Below are 16929 nucleotides of genomic sequence, written 5' to 3'. Positions count from 1 at the left end.
GCCGGGCGGGTCTCGCTCAGACGGAGAAGCCCACGATCCTGCGCGGCGTGACACGGATGATCACGCGGACCTCGTCCTCCTTCTCCGCGGGCGGGTCGATGCCGAGGTACTTGTGCGAGAGCTCGTACGGCAGGCGCTTGCCCTCGTCGGGGAGGATCTCGGCGGTGCCGCGGATCTCGACCGAGGTGTAGGGGTCGGCGAGGTCGAAGACGGTGAGGCTGACACGGGGGTCGCGGCGGAGGTTGCGCACCTTCTGGCGGCCGTCGGTGGAGGAGAAGAGCACCGTGTCGCCTTCGCGCTTGATCCACACCACCGAGTTGTGCGGAGCCCCGCCGGGGCCGAGCGTAGCGACGCTGGCGAAGTTCTTGCCGTCGAGGAGGGCGCGGACGGGATCGCCGAAGGAGACGGGATCCGTGGAGGAGATCGTCATGCGGCCAGGATAATTAAATGCGCGTGCATAGAAAAGGGGTTTGCCGGGGCAAGCGCTCCGCGCTCACCCGCTCCACGCCGGATGGCGAGGGTCGTCCGCGCGTACGAGCACGTCGGCCGTGCCCGCCGGGTCGGTCTCGGCTTCGTAGCGCTCGTAGGCGGGGAGTGTCCAGTGGTCGGCCTCAGGGGTGCGGCGGCGCAGGGCACCGGGCGAGAGGAGGACGTGGACGGTCAGGTCGAAGGGGAACCAGTGGCGCAGCAGGAGGGGGCCATGGAGCAACAGGAAGCCGCCGGGCGGGAGTCGGACGTAGTCGCTGCGGGTGGCCCGGTCGGTGGTCGGGTCCCACAGGTCGGGCAGGACGCGTCCGTCGGCGCCGGGTTCGAGGGGGCCGAACACCTCGCGCCACAGTGCGCCGGTGTCCAACCAGCCGTTGTAGTAGGCCTCCACGTCGTGGCGGCCGTACTCGAGGCGGACCGAGGCCGGGCGCAGGAAGCCCTGGGCGCCGACGACCAGCGAGGGGCGGCCGCGTGTGCGCAGGGACGCGGCGACGCGTTCGGCGAGGTCTCCCGGGCTGGCCGCCGGGGCGCCGTCGAAGGCGACACGGGGCCAGGGGCTGCCGTCGGCGGGCTTCAGGTCGAGCAGTCGCTCGGCCAGGAGGTCGCCGAGCCGGTCCCAGGTGATCGCTTCGAGTCGCACAGGGCCCATGATGCGTCAGGCACCGGTCGGCGTGCGTCCGGGCCCGGGAGTCCTGCGCCGACGCGGCGGACCGAACCCACCGGAACACGCTGGCATTCCCCGGGGCCGGTCGATGCCGTCGCCGGTGTGGTGCGAAGGGCGGGATATCGGAGTGGTCCGTGGATGAGGCGGGGGAAGGAAACATGTATGGCGCACCTCGCGACTCCCCCGCCCCGCACCGGACTTCTCGTGATCCAGCCGCTCAAGAGACGCCACTGCGCGGACTGCCAGGCGGGGCCGCTCGCCATGCTCGTGCTCGAGGAGGGAACGCCACGCTGTCTGGACTGCGCCGACCTGGGGCATCTGGTGTTTCTGCCCCGCGGCGACACGGCGTTGACGCGGCGGTCGCGGGAGGAGAGCACGCTGTCGGCGGTCGTCGTGCGGTTCAACCGGCGGAAGTCGCGTTACGAGCGGCAGGGCGTCCTGGTCGAGGAGGCGGGGCTGGTCCGGGCCGAGGAGCGGTGCCTGGCGGACGCGGAGGCGCGGCGCCGGCGCCGGGCCCGGGACGCGCGGCGGCGGGCCGCCGAGGACGTGCGGTTCGCGGAGGCGTTCGCGGCCGAGATTCGGCGGCTGTTTCCCGGGTGTCCGGAGGAGCGGGCGCGGGCCGTCGCCGGTCACGCGTCGGTGCGGGGCAGCGGGCGGGTCGGCCGGAGCGCGGCCGGGCGGGCGTTGTCGGAGGGGGCCGTGGTCGCGGCGGTGGCGGCGTCCGTGCGGCATCTGGAGACGCCGTACGACCAGCTGCTGATGAGCGGGGTGCCGCGGCACGAGGCGCGACGGCGGATCAGGGCGGGGGTGGAGACGGTGCTGCGGAGCTGGCGGTCCGCGGGGGCGGGTGCGGAGGCGGGTTGAGGGATCGGGAGCGGGGCCGGTGGCCGTGCCGTGGGCTTGGACGCTCGCGCATGGGCCCGCGTTCCTCGGCCATGGTCCCGGTGCTCGGACGGGGTTCGACTTGTGGTGACGGGGGCGCCGGGCGAGGTACCGGCCGACACGGGGAGTTGACGTTGTGGTGATCGATGGACCGTACTTCTGGCTGACGGTGCTGGGGGTGCTGGGGACCGGTCTGGTGGCCGGGGTGTTCTGCGGGTTCTCGACGTTCGTGATGAGGGCACTGGCCACGCTGCCGCCGGCGCAGGGGGTGGCTGCGATGAACGCGATCAACACGACGGCGGTGATGCCGGCGTTCATGATCCTTTTCGTGGGGTCGGCGGTGCTGTGCGCGGTGATCGGCGTGGTGACGTTCGTGCTGTGGCCCGAGAGCGGCACGGCGGAGCTGCTGGTGGGCAGCGCGCTGTATCTGTTCGGCTGCTTCGGGGTGACCATGGTCGCGAACGTGCCGCGCAACGAGATATTGGGCAGGCTGGAACCGGGCACCTCGGAGGCGGCGAACTACTGGCCGTCGTATGTGCGCGAGTGGACGTTCTGGAACCACGTCCGGACGGTGGCCTCGGCCGGGGCGGCGGTGGCGTATGTGCTGGCGATCACCTGAGTGCGCCCTGAGGGGGCGAGGGTGAGCTGAGGACGCCCTGAGAGGTTTCCGGGACGGGCTGGGCGGCTCCTGAGAAGGCCGGCCGGAAAGCGCTGTCCGCCCACTCTGCGCCACTGGCCGACCCGTCGTATCGTGGCCGAAAGAGTGCCGCCCGATGACGCACGGCCGCCGTACCCGTACGCAAGGAAACCGGCCATGGCCGATCCCAAGGGTTTCATGACCACGCCCCGGCAGGAATGGCCCCGCCGGCCGGTCGAGGAGCGCGTCCGGGACTGGAACGAGGTCTACGTCCCCGGGGCGTTGCTGCCGATCGTCAACCGGCAGGCAGACCGTTGCATGGACTGCGGCGTACCGTTCTGCCACGAAGCCTGTCCGCTCGGCAACCTGATCCCGGAATGGAACGACCTGGTCAGCCGGGACGACTGGCGGCAGGCGGCCGACCGCCTGCACGCCACCAACAACTTCCCCGAGTTCACCGGGCGGTTGTGTCCCGCGCCCTGCGAGGCGGGGTGCGTGCTGGCGATCAACCAGCCCGCGGTCACCATCAAGAACGTCGAGGCGGCCATCGCCGACCGGGCCTGGGAACTGGGGCTGACGCCGCCGCGGCCGCCGGAGCGGCTCTCCGGACGGACCGTCGCGGTGGTCGGCTCGGGGCCGACCGGGCTGGCGGCGGCACAGCAGCTGACGCGGGCCGGGCACACGGTCGCGGTGTACGAGCGGGACGACCGGCTCGGCGGGTTGATGCGGTACGGCATCCCGGAGTTCAAGATGGAGAAGCACCATCTGGAGCGGCGGATCGAGCAGATGCGGGCCGAAGGGACGAAGTTCCGCACGTCGACGGCGGTCGGCCGGGATGTCGGGGCGGCCGAGCTGCGCACACGCTACGACGCCGTGGTGATCGCCACCGGGGCGACGGCGTGGCGCGAACTGCCCGTACCGGGACGCGAGTTGGACGGCATACATCAGGCCATGGAGTATCTTCCGCTGGCCAACCGGGTGTGCGAGGGGGACATCGAGAGCTCCCCGGTGTCCGCCGCCGGGAAGCATGTCGTCATCGTCGGCGGCGGTGACACCGGCGCCGACTGCCTGGGCACCGCGGTGCGTCAACGGCCCGCCTCGGTCACCCAGTTGGACATCTACGCGCAGCCGGGCGCCGAGCGGGACGAGGACGCCGAGCCGTGGCCGACGTACCCGAAGATCTACCGGCTGTCGGCCGCCCACGAGGAGGCGCGTGATCTCCGGACGGCGCCGGCGGCGAGCGCGGACGCGCGACTGTTCGCGGCGTCCACGCTCCGCTTCACCGGGGACGCGGGCGGGCATGTGCGGTCACTGCATCTGGTCGAGGTCGACGCGGCCCGGCGCCCGTTGCCGGGCACCGGGCGGACACTGCCCGCCGACCTGGTGCTGCTGGCGCTCGGCTTCTCCGGGCCGGACCGGGGCGACGGGCTGATCGACCAGCTGGGGCTTCAGATGGAGCCGCGCGGGACGATCAGGCGGGACGCCGGGTTCGCGACGAGTGTGCCGGGCGTGTTCGCCGCCGGGGACGCCGCTCGCGGGCAGTCGTTGATCGTGTGGGCGATCGCGGAGGGGCGGGCGGTGGCGGCGGCCGTGGACCGGCACCTGACGGGGAGCTCACAACTGCCGGCGCCGATCGGGCCGTTCGACCGGCCGATGATGGTGTAGCCGTAGGGCGAGCGGAGGGGCCTCAGCGGCGTCGCTCGTCCGTCCCCGCCACCTTGCCCGTCGACAGCGCCACCCTGTTCCACGTGTTGATCGTGAGGATCAGGGCCAGTACGTGGGCGAGTTCCTCCTCGTCGAAGTGGGCGGCGGCCTCGGCGTAGACGTCGTCGGGGACGCCGCCGTCGGACACGAGGGTCACCGCCTCCGTCAGGGCGAGGGCGGCCTGCTCCTTCTCGGTGAAGAAGTGGCGGGCCTCGCGCCAGACGGCGACCATGTGCAGCCGGTCCTCGCTCTCCCCTGCCCTGCGGGCGTCGTTGGTGTGCATGTGCAGGCAGTACGCGCAGTGGTTGAGGAGTGAGGAACGGATCTGGACCAGTTCGACGAGCGCCGGGTCGAGGCCCTCGCGGGCCGCGGCGTCGAAACCGACCAGGGCGCGGAAGACCTTCGGGGCGGACTTCGCGAAGTCGAGGCGCGTGCGGGGCGAACCGGCCGCGGCCGCCGGGCCGGCGGGAGCCGTCGAGGAAGCGGTGTGCGTCGCGTGCGTCGTTCGTGTCGTGTGCGTCGTCATGTGATCGACCCTACGGACTCGAAAGACCCGCTGTAGGGTGCATTTCCATGGCGAAATCGTGGGTCAATTCCGCGGAGCGGGTCGGGGCCGACCTGCATCTGGAGCTGTCCGGGACGGGCGGGCGACGGGCCGCGCTCATCGCCGCGTTGCGCGAGGCCGTACGCGACGGGCGGCTCGCGCCCGGCACCCGGTTGCCGCCCTACCGCTCGCTCGCCGCCGACCTGGGCGTGGCCCGCAACACGGTGGCCGACGCGTACGCGGAGCTCGTCGCGGAGGGATGGCTGACCGCCCGGCAAGGATCGGGCACCCGTGTCGCGGACCGCGCCGCACCACTGCCGCGCGCCGGGCGAGAGTCCCCGAAGACACCCCCACGCACGCGTGCCTCGGCACCGACCTCCCGCACGCGTACCTCTGCGCCGACCCCACCCGCGCACGCCTCATCGCCAACCGCCCCCGCCCATGTCCGCATACCCCCGCGCCCCCCGCTGCACGACCTGCGCCAGGGCACCCCGGACGCCTCCGCGTTCCCCCGTGCGGCCTGGCTGGCCTCCTACCGGCGGGCTCTCCAGCAGGCGCCCAACGAGGTGTTCGGGCCCGGCGATCCGGCCGGGCGCGTCGAGTTGCGGGAGGCGCTCGCGGAGTACCTGGCACGCGCGCGTGGCGTGCGGACCGATGCGGACCGGATCGTGGTCTGCTCCGGGTTCGCGCACGCCCTGCGGCTGCTGTTCGGCGGCGGAGTGCTGCGCGGGCCGCTGGCGGTGGAGGCGTACGGGCTGCCCTTCCACCGGGAACTGCTCACGGCCGCGGGCGTAAGGACCGTACCGCTGCCCCTCGACGAACACGGGGCGCGGGTGGACCGGTTGGGGCGGGAGCGGGCCGTACTGCTCACGCCCGCGCACCAGTTCCCGACGGGCGGCCCGCTGCACGCCGAGCGCCGGACGGCCGTGATCGACTGGGCACGCGCGCGTGGCGGTGTGGTGCTGGAGGACGACTACGACGGGGAGTTCCGCTACGACCGCAAGCCCGTCGGTGCCGTGCAGGGACTCGACCCCGAGCGGGTGATCCTGCTGGGCTCGGTCAGCAAGAGCCTGTCACCGGCCGTGCGGCTGGGGTGGATGGTACTTCCCGAGCGGTACGTCGACGGGGTGCTGGCGGCCAAGGGCGAACGCGAGGCGTGGGCGAGCGTCCTCGACCAGCTGAGCCTCGCCGACTTCCTCGTGAGCGGGTCCTACGACCGTCATGTGCGGCGGATGCGGCAGCGGTACCGGAGCCGGCGCGACCGGCTCGTGGCCGCCCTCGCCGCGCAGGCGCCGCACGTCGAGGTGACCGGGGTGGCGGCCGGCCTGCACGCCGTGCTGCGGCTGCCGCCCGGCACCGAGCGGTCCGCCGTCAAGGCCGCGGCCTGGCAGGGCGTCGCGCTGGACGGGCTGGCCGGGTTCCGCCATCCGGAGACGGACATGGAGGCCGCCGACGGCCTGGTCGTGGGATACGCGACACCCGCGGAGCACGCGTACGAGACGGCGTTGGAGGCACTGTGCCGGGGGTTGCCCGGCGCGCTATGAGGGGGTCCCGCGCCGTGCGGGTCGACGCCCGAGGTGAGGGGTCGGTCCGCACGGCCGGCGCGGACTTCGTCAGATCCCTGTGCGGGACGGTCCGGTTGACACGTGCCACGAGCGGCATGCGGAGGTCCGGGGCCGGCATCTGCCGGGTCCTGCCCACGTTCTGCCGTCGATCTCGACCATCGTCTGATTGCCCATCAATTCATAACCACGGTAAGGAAAACGGGAAGAAAAGTCGTTCGAGCGCCGGACCATCGCGTCACGACAGCAGAAAGTCGGCCTCCCCCGCCTTGGCGCCCTCGATGAACGCCGTCATCTCGTCGGTGGTGTAGATCAGCGCCGGGCCGTCCGGGTCGGTGGACTGGCGGACGGCGATGCGGCCGTCGGCGAGTTTCATCGCTTCCAGGCAGTTGCCGCCGTTGCCGCCGCTCCAGGGCTTGTGCCAGCCCTCGCTGCCCAACTCCCGCGCGGGCATGCCGTTGTAGACGTGTTTGCGCGGCTTGATGCGATCCATTCACAGCTCCTTGCGGAGATCCCGGAGGATCTCCTTCGTGCGATGTGCCGTAGCGGCCTGCGCCGCCATGCGGTCCATGACCTCGAGGTGGGTCGCCACCTCGGCGCGCGCGTCCAGGTAGACGGCGCCGGTCAGGTACTCGCTGTAGACCATGTCCGGCAGTTCTGACATGGCAAATCGGAACAGCACGAAGGGCCCGAACGTGCCGGGGTGCGGGCCGCTCAGGAACGGCGCGACCTGCAGGGTGACGTTGGGCAGCTTCGTGGCGTCGAGCAGCTTGTCGATCTGGGCACGCATCACCTCCGGGCCGCCGACGGGGCGGCGCAGCGCGGTCTCGTCGAACACGGCCCAGAATCGGGGCGCGTCCGGGCGGGTGAGCAGTTCCTGGCGTTGTATGCGCAGCGCGACATGACGCTCGATGTCCTCGGGCCGGGTCTGGCCGATGGCGCCCGATCTCAGCACACCGCGCGCGTAGTCCTCGGTCTGCAGCAGGCCGGGGACGAAGTGCGGATCGTAGGAGCGGATGAGGGAGGCCGCGCCCTCCAGGCTGACGTACATGGAGAACCAGCCGGGCAGGATGTCGTGGAACCGCTGCCACCAGCCCGGTTTGTTGGCCTCCTCGGCCAGCTGCACGAAGGTGTCGGCCTCCTCGTCGGAGACGCCGTAGGACTTCAGCAGCAGTTGCAGGTAAGGGATTTTCAGGCCGACCTCGGCCATCTCCATGCGGCGGACGGTGGCGGGGGCGACGCGCAGGACCTTGGCGGCCTCCTCACGCTTGAGCCCGGCGCGTTCCCGCAGGTCCAGCAGGCGTCGGCCGAGGACGACCTGACCGACCGTCGGCGCGGACCGCGGCTCGCTCACCCTCCACCTCCCTCGACCCCTGGGAATCCACAAGCATGCTGACAGCCATACGGCGCCATTCGAAGACCTATTCGAAGATCTGTACGGTTCGGTACCGATCCACGCTGATCTCAACTGGCGCCGTTCGACGTGCTGTTGCGAGCAGTGTGCCACGCCGTTCCACAACGTCACACCGCACTCTGCAATTTTCAGAGTGACACTTGCCAAGTGTTCACGCCGGGGCGATAGTGGCAAGCGTGATTCCGTCCGCGCCCTTAGGAACAGACGCCGCCGAAGGCCACCCCCACAGCCTCGGTGCCGCCCCGGGAGCAGACCCCGCAAGGGTCGCCACCGAGCGCCGGTTCCGATTCGAGCTGGCCGCCCACCCGGGCTCTCCCGCGCAGGCCAGACGCATGACCCGGGCGCGGCTGAACGGCTGGTCGGTGTGCGAGGACATCTGCGACACCGCCGCCCTGGTGGTCACCGAGCTGGTCACCAACGCCCTCGTCCACACCGCGAGCAGCCTCATCGTCTGCGAGCTGCACGACGGCGAGGACCTGGTGCGGATAGCCGTGCGTGACGAGGGCTGTGCGCCGGGTGTGCCTCATCCGGCGCGGGCTCGGCCCGAGGAGGAGCACGGGAGGGGACTGCTTCTCATCGACGCCCTCTGTCACGCGTGGGGAGCCCACGAACACGGCCCCGGCCTGCTGGTCTGGGCGGAGCTGCCGCGCCAGGCCGACGAGCCGTGGCACGACTGCGGCCCATGCAACGACCTGGGCTGGGGAGCCCGTCCCAAGCCCGGCTCGGCCGGCGGCTCGGGGGACGGCGACGAGGCGGACGCGCGGCACGGGACGGGGGCCGTGGGGGCCGATCCGACCGCGCGTCTCCGAGAGGGGGGACGGGAGTGAGGGCCGCATCCGGCGGCCAGGTGCTGAGCCTGGACACGTTGGTCCGCCTCAATCGCGGACTGCACGGCTCGGGCAGGCCCCGGCGGCTGCCCGTGCCCGAGGGGATGACGGCCCCGCTGGGCTGCGACGCGGTGGCGGTGCCCGCCTGCCTCGGGCCGCTGCTGATGCCCCGGCTGCCACGGGTGGGGTGCGTCTACGCCGATGAGGCGCACTGGTGGTGGCTGGTCCCGTCCGACTCCGACTACGCCCTGGAGTGGCCGGCCCCCGCCCTGTACGCCGCCGGGGCGGTAGTTCCGGACGCCCCGGCGGTCCCCGGCCTGATCCACAAGCCGGACGGCACACTCCCGTACACCCCGCCGATACCGCTGTACCTGGCCCTGTGCCGGGTCACGGGAACGACGCCGACGTGGTCCCGCCCGGTGATCGCGTGACGGGCTGACGCCCGTGGTTGCGTAAACATCGGGGCGGGGGGCTGGGCGGGCAGCCGGTGGCCGGCCGGCCGGTAGCGGCCCTTGCGCCGCCTGGGGCGTACGCCCGCGCGCTCGGCCTTCTCCCACCCGCGCCCTGCCCTCGCGGACGCCGTCCCGCGATAGTGGCCGTCCGGCGAGATGAAGGGGGAAGCCGGCGGTGGGGAAGACGCGGGACTCGGACGGACTGGGGGACGCGCGACGCGCGCAGGGCACCGAGGAGCGGGGCGGGACGCAGGGCGCGGAGGAACGACGCGGGGCACAGGGCACTGAGCAGCGGGGCGGGGCTCAAGGCGCGGGCGCCCGCGAGGAAGCCCGGAGCCCGGACGGCGGCGCAGGAACACAGAACCCCGCAGACGGCACGGCAACACAAACTTCCGACACACACCAAAAGCCCCGCCCCCCAGCCCCCCGCAGGAGGAGGCGTCTCCTCGGTCGGAGGAAGAAACCTGCCGGCGCCGCCCAGCCCGGGGTGTCCGAGTCGGAGCAGCTGCTGTTCGGTGGCCCGCTGCGTTACGACATGGGCTGGAACCAGCACACCGACGCGTTCCTGGAGCTGAGCCTGCGGGCCATGGTGACGCGGCTGCCGGAGCTGCTGGGGGCGAGCTGCCGGCTGGCCTGGGAGGCCGACCCGCGGGCGGCGCGCGCCGTGCTCGCGGCCGAGGTGGGCCGGGGCGTGGCGCAGGCGGTGGGTCTGCTCGCCATGAACAGCGTGCTGGGGCGGCTGATCGCCGGGGGCGCGATCGGGGACCGGTTGCGCGACGCCGTACCGGTACTGGCCGTGATGGCCGCCGTGGCCCTGGTCGGGGCGCTGCTGCGGGCCGCGTCCACCTGGGCGACCGGGCGTCTGGAGCCCAAGGTGGAGCGGGTGGCCACCGAGCTGTATCTGGAGCGGGCGGCCGCCGTGGAGCTGGCCGCGATCGAGGACCACGCCTTCCACAAGCTGCTGGACACCGCCCAGTACGGCGCCGGATCGGCGCGGCGGATGATCTCGTACGCCACGCGTGTGGTGAGCGCCCTGATCTCGCTCGTCGCGGCGGCGAGCGTGCTGACCGTGCTGCACCCGGTGCTGTTGCCGCTGCTGGCGACCATGACGCTACCGACGGCCTGGGGCGCGCTGACGAACGCCCGGCGGCGTTACGAGTCCTGGCACACCTGGGTGCAGCACGCGCGGGCGAGCCGCCTGGTCAGCGGTCTGCTCACCGAACCGGAGGCGGCGCCCGAGATCCGGGTGCACGGCGTCGGCCCCTTCCTGCTGCGGCACTACCGGGCCATGGCGGAGACCGCGGAGGCGGAGCAGGCGCGGCTCGCCCGGCTCGCGGCGCGCACCGGGGTGATCGCCTCGGCCTGGACGGGCATCACGACCGTGGCGACGTACGCGACGCTCACCGGGCTGCTGCTGGCCGGGGCGATGGCGCTGTCGGTGGCGGGTACGGCGGTGATCGCGATCCGGACGGGCTCGTCGAGCCTGGACAACCTGGTCGTGGCGGTCAACTCGCTGCACGAGGACGCGCTGTTCGTAGGCGACCTGCAGAGGCTGTACGTCGAGGCGGCCGAGCGGGCGATCCCGGTGGGCGGCGAGGCCCTGCCCGAGGACCCGCGGGAGGTTCGCTTCGAACACGTCAGCTTCAGCTACCCCGGCGAATCCGCGCGCCCGGCCCTCGACGACGTCACCCTCAGCCTCCCGCTCGGCCGGATCGTGGCCCTGGTCGGCGAGAACGGCTCGGGCAAGACCACCCTGGTCAAGCTGCTGGCGGGCCTGTACCGGCCGGACAGCGGCCGCATCCTGTGGGACGACGTGGACGCCGCGACCGCCGACCGGTACCAGCTTGCCGAGCGGGTCGCGATGGTGGCCCAGGACTTCAAGCGCTGGCCGTTCACGGCCCGCGTCAACGTGGCGATCGGCCGTTCCTCGGCGCCGCTGACGGAGGACCGTATGGCCTCCGCGCTCGCCGAGGCGGGTGCCGAGGACGTGGTGGCCGGTCTGCCGCGCGGCCTGGACACGCTGCTCGCCCGCCAGTTCAGCGGAGGGCACGAGCTGTCCGGCGGTCAGTGGCAGCGGCTGGGAATCTCGCGGGCGGCCTACCGGCGCGGCCGGATCCTGGTCGTGGACGAGCCGACGGCGGCCCTGGACGCCCGGGCCGAGCTGGAGGTCTTCGAGAAGATCCGCGCGCTGGCCTCGACCGGCCAGACCGTGATCCTCATCACCCACCGGCTGGCGTCCGTGCGCCACGCCGATCTGGTGCACGTGCTCGACCAGGGGCGGCTGGCGGAGTCCGGCACTCCGGAGGAGCTGCTGGCCGGTGGCGGTATCTACGCGGAGCTGTACTCGCTCCAGGCGGAACAGTTCACTGCGCCCGTGCCCGCCCCCGAGGCGGGCTGACGCACCTCAGGCGACCGCGTCCGCGGCCGTGTCACCGCGCACGATCACCAGGAACATGTCCGTCGCGAGGTCCATGACGACCTCGGCGGCCAGTCCTTCCAGTCGTCGCGCGTGCGCGAACTCCTCCGCCGGCCACGAGCCTCGCGGCCCACCTGCGGGAAAGGCTTCGAGCACCATTCGCCCGTTCACCATCTCGCACCTCCAGAAAGCGTTGTGCTTGTAGGAGTTAACGCCTTCGGGGGCCGAAAGGCCTCGCTCAGTTGCGGGACTGAGACGTAGTTGACACTTGTTCAGCGCGGAGTGTGAGGATCCGGTAACTTTGCGATCATCTCGGTCGCTTTCCGTATCAGTCCTCGTACTCATCGTGATAGCGGACGCGTGCGCTGCTCACAGGCGCCCCAAGAGACGACGCACGTCCCTTCGGTTCCTCCCACTCCTCCTGCCGGCCCAGCGCGGTCAGGTCGAGCAGGCTCGTCGTGGACCCGAGTCCGTCGAGCCCGCGCCCGTACGTCGAGTACGTGTGCCAGAGGCGCTCCCCGTCCCGCAGGAAGCAGCTGACCCCGGGTCGCTCGACGAGCTCGCCGTCCCGCTCCAGGGTCGCCTCGAAGTCGTGATTGAAGTCACTGTCGAAGGACGAGTACCAGGGCAGCATCCAGCCCATCCGCGCCTTGAACGGCAGGATTTTGGTGTACGGCGCCCGGGAGACGGCCGCGAACGTCGTACCCCGTGCGGCAAGATGCGCCAGATGCCCGATCTGGTCCAGGAATGCGGAGCAGTTGCGGCAGCCGGCGTCCCACTCCGGCGCGAACATGAAGTGGTGGACGACCAACTGGGGCCGCCCCTCGAAGAGGTCGTACAGGGTGGCCTTGCCGTCGCCGCCCTCGAAGACGTACTCCTTGTCCACCTCGACCATCGGCAGTCTGCGCCGCTCCGCGTTGAGCGCGTCACGCGCGCGCGTGGCGGCCTTCTCCTTGACGAGCAGGTTCGCGCGCGCCGCGCGCCACTGCTCACGCGAGACGATCTCCGGAAGCGACATAACCCCTCCTGTACAACGGTCCGTTCGGTGTGGTGACCGCCGGAAGAGGCTGAACTCATCGCCGCCGCACGGACTTTCTCGACCGCCCGGGCCGGCGGTACGTCGAGGGGGCCGTCCCGTACGACGACGGCCGCGGCCTCTTCGGAGCCGATCCGTCCTTGATCGTCGTGCGCGAGGGCGGTGCATCCGGTGATGATGAGTTCGGCGGGATTCTCGGTCGTCCCGTCGACGTATGCCCCGGTTGTCGGGGCGCGTGAGCCGAACCGCGCATTCTGTCGTCGCTCTACCGCGGAATCGGCCGGACGAGGATCCTTGGCTCACCCGGCTCGCCCGACGGCTCTGGAAAGGGGCCTGTCATGCTCCTCGGCACCTGGAACCTGGAGAATCTCTTCCGTCCCGGCGACCCCGGCGGCCCCCCGGACGAGGCGACGTACCGGACGAAGCTCGCCGCGCTCGCCGCCGTCGTCACGGAGCTCGATCCGGCGCTGCTCGGTGTGCAGGAGGTCGGCGACCCGGACGCGCTGCAGGACCTGCTGGACCTGGTCGGCGGTGACTGGCACAGCGCGCTCTCCAAGCACGAGGACGGCCGGCACATCCGGGTCGGCGTCATCAGCCGCGCGCCCCTGCGGGTGCTGGCCGACACCAACGCCTTCCCGCCGGGGCTGCACCCCGTGCAGGTGAACGACTCCGGCACGGAACTCTCGGCGGCGGGGCGCGGCTTCCTGGCCGTGGAGGTCACGACGGACGCCGGTCCGCTGCGGGTGGCCGTGGCCCACCTGAAGTCGAAGCTGCTGGAATATCCGGGGAACCGTTTCTTCCCCCACGACGAGGGTGAACGCGCCCGCTACGGCGCCTACGCCCTGTACCGCCGCGCCGCCGAGGCCGCCACCCTGCGCGCCCTCGCCGACGAACTGCTGGACGGGGACGGCCGCGCGCGGGACGTCGTCGTGCTGGGCGACATGAACGACGAGGTGCAGGCGGCGACCACGCAGATACTGCTCGGGCCGCCCGGGTCCGAGATCGGCACCCCTGGCTACGACCGCCCCGACCAGGGCGACGCCGAACGGCTGTGGGACGTGGCCCCGCTGATCCCGCCCGAGCAGCGCTACTCCCGGGTCAACTCGGGCCGTCGTGAGCTCATCGACCACATCCTGCTGAGCCATCACCTGGTCCACCGGGTGACGGCGGCCGGCACGGGCCTGCCCGGCGACGGCGCCCCGCACCTGCCGTCGGTGGGCCCGGACCCCTCGGAGCGACGCGGGAAGCCCGGGTCGGACCACGCGCCGGTGTGGGCACGGGTGGCGCAGTAGCGGCGACGGCCGGCCCCCGCCGGCTCAGCCCTCCGTCACCCTTATCTTCGACTGCCCGTGCGGCAGGGCCTCCCAGTCGTCCATGAACCGTGCCCGCAGCCCATACTTCCCGGCCAGATCCACCAGCGTCTGCGTCCGGTAGTAGAAGTCCTCCCTCAGTACGTGGTGTTCCTCCCCCTCGGTGCGGTCGAAGGTGAAGTCGAACCAGCCGCCGGGCGCGAGCACCCGCCCGACGTGGGCCAGGCACTCCTCGATGACGTGCAGGGGCGAGTGCGAGAAGACACTGTGGGCGTGTACGACGTCGAAGTGCGCGTCGGGCAGGAAGCGGAAGGTGAGGTCGCGGACGGGGGTCAGCGTGGGCAGCCGCTTCTCCAGGCCCATCTCCACGACCGTTTCCTGGGCGGCGAAGAGGATGTCCGGCGAGATGTCGATGCCGTGGTAGTGCCCGGGCTCCAGGTGCCGGATGAACCGCCAGCCGCCGCGCAGGTTGCCGCAGCCGATCTCCAGCATGCGGTGCTCGGGGCGCAGTCCGTGGCCGACGAGGTAGTCGAACTGCATCGCGCCGAGTGCCAGCCAGCGCTCGCGGGTTCGGCTGCCGACGGCCGCGTCCGGGCTGTCGCGCGTGTCCGACCGCATCACGGCCCGGTAGTAGTCGACGTGGTCGGGGTGGCGGTGGCTCAGCCACAAGTCCCGTGCCGCGCGGGCAAGGTGGCGGGGCACCCGGTCGGGGTGGCGCAGCGCGTAGCCGAGGCGGTGGCCGAGGGCGGCGCGGTTGGCGGTGAGATTCCTGGCGGGCATGGTCCGGCCTTTCCGAGGCGGAGGAGGGAGGTAGTGCCGTAAGCCTCGGGGCGGGGACGGGGTCTCCGGATCGGCCGACGGCAGCCGTCCGCCGGGCGGTTCGGGCGAGCACGATGTCAGCCGATCGGTTGATGCGGGGCGCGGCCGGCCGCGTTAGACACGGAACATGGAGAACACCGAAGGCCCGGGCACGGGGATCGTCGAGGGTCCGGGACCGGGTCAGGGTCAGGGTCCGGGTCCGGGTCCGGGTCCGGGTCCGGGGCAGGATTCGGGTCCGGGTCCGGGGCAGGATTCTGGTTCGGATCGTGGCGCCGTTCCCGATCCGGACGAGCGTCGTCTGGCCGTCGTCGTGCACGGTGCGTTCCTGCTGCTACTGGCTTCCTCCATCGCGCGTTTCCTCAGCCGCGACCAGGGAGGGGCCCGTACCGCCTGGGTGGCGGGGCTCTTCGCGGGCTTCGCGCTGTTGTACGCCCTCGGCCACCTGCTCGCCCCGCCCCCGCGCGCAGGCACCCCGCCCACCGCACGTCATCTGGTCTGGCTGGCCTCGGTGTCGGCGGTCTGGGTGGCCCTGCTGGCCGTCGCGCCGAGCGCCACCTGGTGTGCGATGCCGTTGCTGTTCGCCGGCCTGTACGCACTGCCGCCACGGATCGCGGTGCCGTTGGCCGCCGTACTCACGGCGTTGGTCGTGGTGTCCGAAGTCCGGGCGTCGGAGGGCCCGTTGAACCCGAACATGGTCGTGGCGCCGATCGCCGTCGCCGCGGTGGCCACGGCCGTCTTCGTCCATCTGCAACGGCAGGGGGCACGGCAGCGGGCACTGATCGACGACCTGGTCCGCACGCGCCGCGACCTGGCGGCGACGGAGCGGCGCGCGGGTGTCCTGGCGGAGCGGCAGCGGCTGTCGGCGGAGATCCACGACACGCTCGCGCAGGGGCTGTCCAGCCAGCGGATGCTGTTGCAGGCCGCGCAGCGGGTCTGGGCGACGGACCCGGAGACGGCCCGTACGCATGTGCGCGAGGCGGCCGCCGTCACCGCGCGCAGCCTCACCGAGGCCCGCCGGTTCGTCCACGACCTCGCCCCCGCCGACCTGGCCGGGCAGTCGCTGCCCGCGGCCCTCGCCGCCCTCGCCGCACGGGAGAGCGGCCCGGGCCTGACCGTCGGCTTCCGCCTCGACGGCGACCTTCCCGGCCCGCTGCCCGAACGCACCGAGGCGGCCCTGCTGCGCATCGCCCAGGGGGCGCTGGCCAACGTACGGGAACACGCGGCCGCGACCCGGGCCGTGCTGACCCTGACCTGCCTGGACGAGCAGATCTCCCTCGACGTCGCCGACAACGGACGGGGCTTCGAGTCGGCCCCGACCGCCCTGCCGCCCCCTTCCGCCCGGCCGGCCGCCGACCCCGGCCCGGCCCGCGGCCACGGGCTGCCCGCCATGCGCATCCGGGCAGGGCAGGCGGGCGGCACCCTCACGGTGGAGTCGGCACCGGGCGAGGGGACGGTCGTGACGGCGGCGATCCCGCTGGCCCCGAAGGAGGCGGCCGTATGAGCACGGTGTACGACTCGACGCAGGAGCCGGCCGCGTGAGCGGGCCCGTCCGGCTGCTGCTGTGTGACGACCACGCGGTGGTCCGCGCCGGGCTGCGCGCGCTGGTGGCCAGCGCCGAGGGGATCGAGGTGGTCGGGGAGGCGGGCAGCGGCGAGGAGGCGCTCGCCCTGAGCGCCCGGCTGCGCCCCGACGTGGTCCTGATGGACCTGCAACTCGGCGACGGCATGGACGGAGTGACTGCCATCCGGCAGCTGACGGCAGGTCAGTCACCGCCGCGCGTCCTGGTGTTGACGATGTTCGACACCGACGCCGACATCACCCGGGCCATCGAGGCGGGCGCCACCGGCTACCTGCTGAAGGCCGAGCGCCCCGAGGAACTCTTCGCGGCCGTCCACAGCGCGGCCCGCGGCCGTACGGCTCTGTCGACCCCCGTCGCCGACCGCCTCCTGGCGCGGATGCGCAGCCCGCACCCGATGCTGTCCGCCCGTGAACGAGAGATCCTCGGCCAGCTGGCCCGCGGCATCGGCAACCGGGAGATCGCCCGGGCGCTGTTCATCAGCGAGGCGACGGTGAAGACCCATCTGGGGCGGATCTACGGCAAGTTGGGGGTGGAGACACGGGCGGGCGCGGTCGCGGTGGCGAAGGAGCGACGGCTGTTGGGCTGACGGCTGCTGGG

General features: G+C 72.4%; 18 protein-coding genes. 10 read left to right on the top strand and 8 right to left on the bottom strand.

Annotated features, from left to right (window positions below; genetic code table 11):
* Nucleotides 1–16 precede the first annotated feature (16 nt).
* Together ACIGDI_RS36080 and ACIGDI_RS36075 are read right to left on the bottom strand one after the other, a co-directional pair.
* Nucleotides 17–430, bottom strand: coding sequence for a PPOX class F420-dependent oxidoreductase (locus ACIGDI_RS36080; protein WP_399905853.1), 414 nt, complete (start codon nt 428–430; stop codon nt 17–19).
* A gap of 63 nt (nt 431–493) precedes the next feature.
* The gene (locus tag ACIGDI_RS36075; protein ID WP_399905850.1) at nt 494–1135 is read right to left on the bottom strand and encodes a uridine kinase; all 642 of its coding nucleotides are present in this window, start codon (nt 1133–1135) and stop codon (nt 494–496) included.
* A 177-nt stretch (nt 1136–1312) separates the two neighbouring features.
* Between ACIGDI_RS36075 and ACIGDI_RS36070 the strand changes: the two genes are divergently transcribed.
* The 3 genes from ACIGDI_RS36070 to ACIGDI_RS36060 all read left to right on the top strand — a co-directional run bounded on the left by ACIGDI_RS36070 (nt 1313) and on the right by ACIGDI_RS36060 (nt 4334).
* Nucleotides 1313–2014, top strand: coding sequence for a DUF2293 domain-containing protein (locus tag ACIGDI_RS36070; protein ID WP_399905848.1), 702 nt, complete (start codon nt 1313–1315; stop codon nt 2012–2014).
* Between the two features lie 157 nt (nt 2015–2171).
* Nucleotides 2172–2651 carry a DUF1772 domain-containing protein gene (locus tag ACIGDI_RS36065; RefSeq protein ID WP_399905845.1) on the top strand — a complete coding sequence of 160 codons (480 nt, stop codon included), beginning with the start codon at nt 2172–2174 and terminating at the stop codon, nt 2649–2651.
* 195 nt (nt 2652–2846) lie between these two features.
* Nucleotides 2847–4334 carry a glutamate synthase subunit beta gene (locus ACIGDI_RS36060; RefSeq protein WP_399905842.1) on the top strand — a complete coding sequence of 496 codons (1488 nt, stop codon included), beginning with the start codon at nt 2847–2849 and terminating at the stop codon, nt 4332–4334.
* 22 nt (nt 4335–4356) lie between these two features.
* Here the strand turns inward: ACIGDI_RS36060 and ACIGDI_RS36055 are convergent, their stop codons facing one another.
* The gene (locus tag ACIGDI_RS36055) at nt 4357–4899 is read right to left on the bottom strand and encodes a carboxymuconolactone decarboxylase family protein (protein WP_399905839.1); all 543 of its coding nucleotides are present in this window, start codon (nt 4897–4899) and stop codon (nt 4357–4359) included.
* Between the two features lie 47 nt (nt 4900–4946).
* Between ACIGDI_RS36055 and ACIGDI_RS36050 the strand changes: the two genes are divergently transcribed.
* Nucleotides 4947–6461, top strand: a complete 1515-nt coding sequence (locus ACIGDI_RS36050) for a PLP-dependent aminotransferase family protein (RefSeq protein ID WP_399905836.1) — start codon at nt 4947–4949, stop codon at nt 6459–6461.
* A 256-nt stretch (nt 6462–6717) separates the two neighbouring features.
* Here the strand turns inward: ACIGDI_RS36050 and ACIGDI_RS36045 are convergent, their stop codons facing one another.
* Together ACIGDI_RS36045 and ACIGDI_RS36040 are read right to left on the bottom strand one after the other, a co-directional pair.
* On the bottom strand, nt 6718–6972 hold the full coding sequence (locus ACIGDI_RS36045) for a DUF397 domain-containing protein (protein ID WP_058925966.1): 255 nt from the start codon (nt 6970–6972) through the stop codon (nt 6718–6720).
* Complete coding sequence (locus tag ACIGDI_RS36040) at nt 6973–7833, bottom strand: helix-turn-helix transcriptional regulator (protein ID WP_399905833.1); 861 nt, start codon at nt 7831–7833, stop codon at nt 6973–6975.
* Nucleotides 7834–8060: 227 nt separating this feature from the next.
* Between ACIGDI_RS36040 and ACIGDI_RS36035 the strand changes: the two genes are divergently transcribed.
* The 3 genes from ACIGDI_RS36035 to ACIGDI_RS36025 all read left to right on the top strand — a co-directional run bounded on the left by ACIGDI_RS36035 (nt 8061) and on the right by ACIGDI_RS36025 (nt 11570).
* Nucleotides 8061–8720: an ATP-binding protein gene (locus tag ACIGDI_RS36035; RefSeq protein WP_399905830.1), complete on the top strand. Its 660-nt coding sequence runs from the start codon at nt 8061–8063 to the stop codon at nt 8718–8720.
* Entirely contained in the window at nt 8717–9151 is a 435-nt protein-coding gene (locus tag ACIGDI_RS36030; protein WP_399905827.1) for a hypothetical protein, read from the top strand. Before ACIGDI_RS36035 ends, ACIGDI_RS36030 begins: the two co-directional genes overlap by 4 nt.
* 556 nt (nt 9152–9707) lie before the next feature.
* Entirely contained in the window at nt 9708–11570 is a 1863-nt protein-coding gene (locus tag ACIGDI_RS36025) for an ABC transporter ATP-binding protein (protein WP_399905950.1), read from the top strand.
* A 6-nt stretch (nt 11571–11576) separates the two neighbouring features.
* On the opposite strand, the gene ACIGDI_RS36020 is transcribed toward ACIGDI_RS36025, so the two are convergent.
* On the bottom strand, nt 11577–11762 hold the full coding sequence (locus tag ACIGDI_RS36020) for a hypothetical protein (protein WP_399905824.1): 186 nt from the start codon (nt 11760–11762) through the stop codon (nt 11577–11579).
* A gap of 154 nt (nt 11763–11916) precedes the next feature.
* Nucleotides 11917–12606 carry a DUF899 domain-containing protein gene (locus ACIGDI_RS36015; protein WP_399905821.1) on the bottom strand — a complete coding sequence of 230 codons (690 nt, stop codon included), beginning with the start codon at nt 12604–12606 and terminating at the stop codon, nt 11917–11919.
* A 356-nt stretch (nt 12607–12962) separates the two neighbouring features.
* Here ACIGDI_RS36015 and ACIGDI_RS36010 point away from each other — a divergent pair, with 356 nt between their 5' ends.
* Nucleotides 12963–13916: an endonuclease/exonuclease/phosphatase family protein gene (locus tag ACIGDI_RS36010; protein WP_399905818.1), complete on the top strand. Its 954-nt coding sequence runs from the start codon at nt 12963–12965 to the stop codon at nt 13914–13916.
* A 24-nt stretch (nt 13917–13940) separates the two neighbouring features.
* Here the strand turns inward: ACIGDI_RS36010 and ACIGDI_RS36005 are convergent, their stop codons facing one another.
* Nucleotides 13941–14714 (bottom strand): class I SAM-dependent methyltransferase, encoded by a 774-nt coding sequence (locus ACIGDI_RS36005; protein ID WP_399905815.1) that lies wholly within the window; start codon nt 14712–14714, stop codon nt 13941–13943.
* 349 nt (nt 14715–15063) lie between these two features.
* Here ACIGDI_RS36005 and ACIGDI_RS36000 point away from each other — a divergent pair, with 349 nt between their 5' ends.
* Together ACIGDI_RS36000 and ACIGDI_RS35995 are read left to right on the top strand one after the other, a co-directional pair.
* Nucleotides 15064–16254, top strand: coding sequence for a sensor histidine kinase (locus tag ACIGDI_RS36000; protein WP_399905812.1), 1191 nt, complete (start codon nt 15064–15066; stop codon nt 16252–16254).
* A gap of 34 nt (nt 16255–16288) precedes the next feature.
* Nucleotides 16289–16918 (top strand): response regulator, encoded by a 630-nt coding sequence (locus tag ACIGDI_RS35995; RefSeq protein ID WP_399905809.1) that lies wholly within the window; start codon nt 16289–16291, stop codon nt 16916–16918.
* The last annotated feature ends 11 nt before the right edge of the window (nt 16919–16929 follow it).

The sequence above is a fragment of the Streptomyces sp. NPDC085900 genome, assembly GCF_044540925.1.
GTDB lineage: Bacteria > Actinomycetota > Actinomycetes > Streptomycetales > Streptomycetaceae > Streptomyces > Streptomyces gilvifuscus.
Note: the sequence above shows the minus strand (reverse complement) of the source record. Positions and strands in the feature narration are given on the sequence as shown.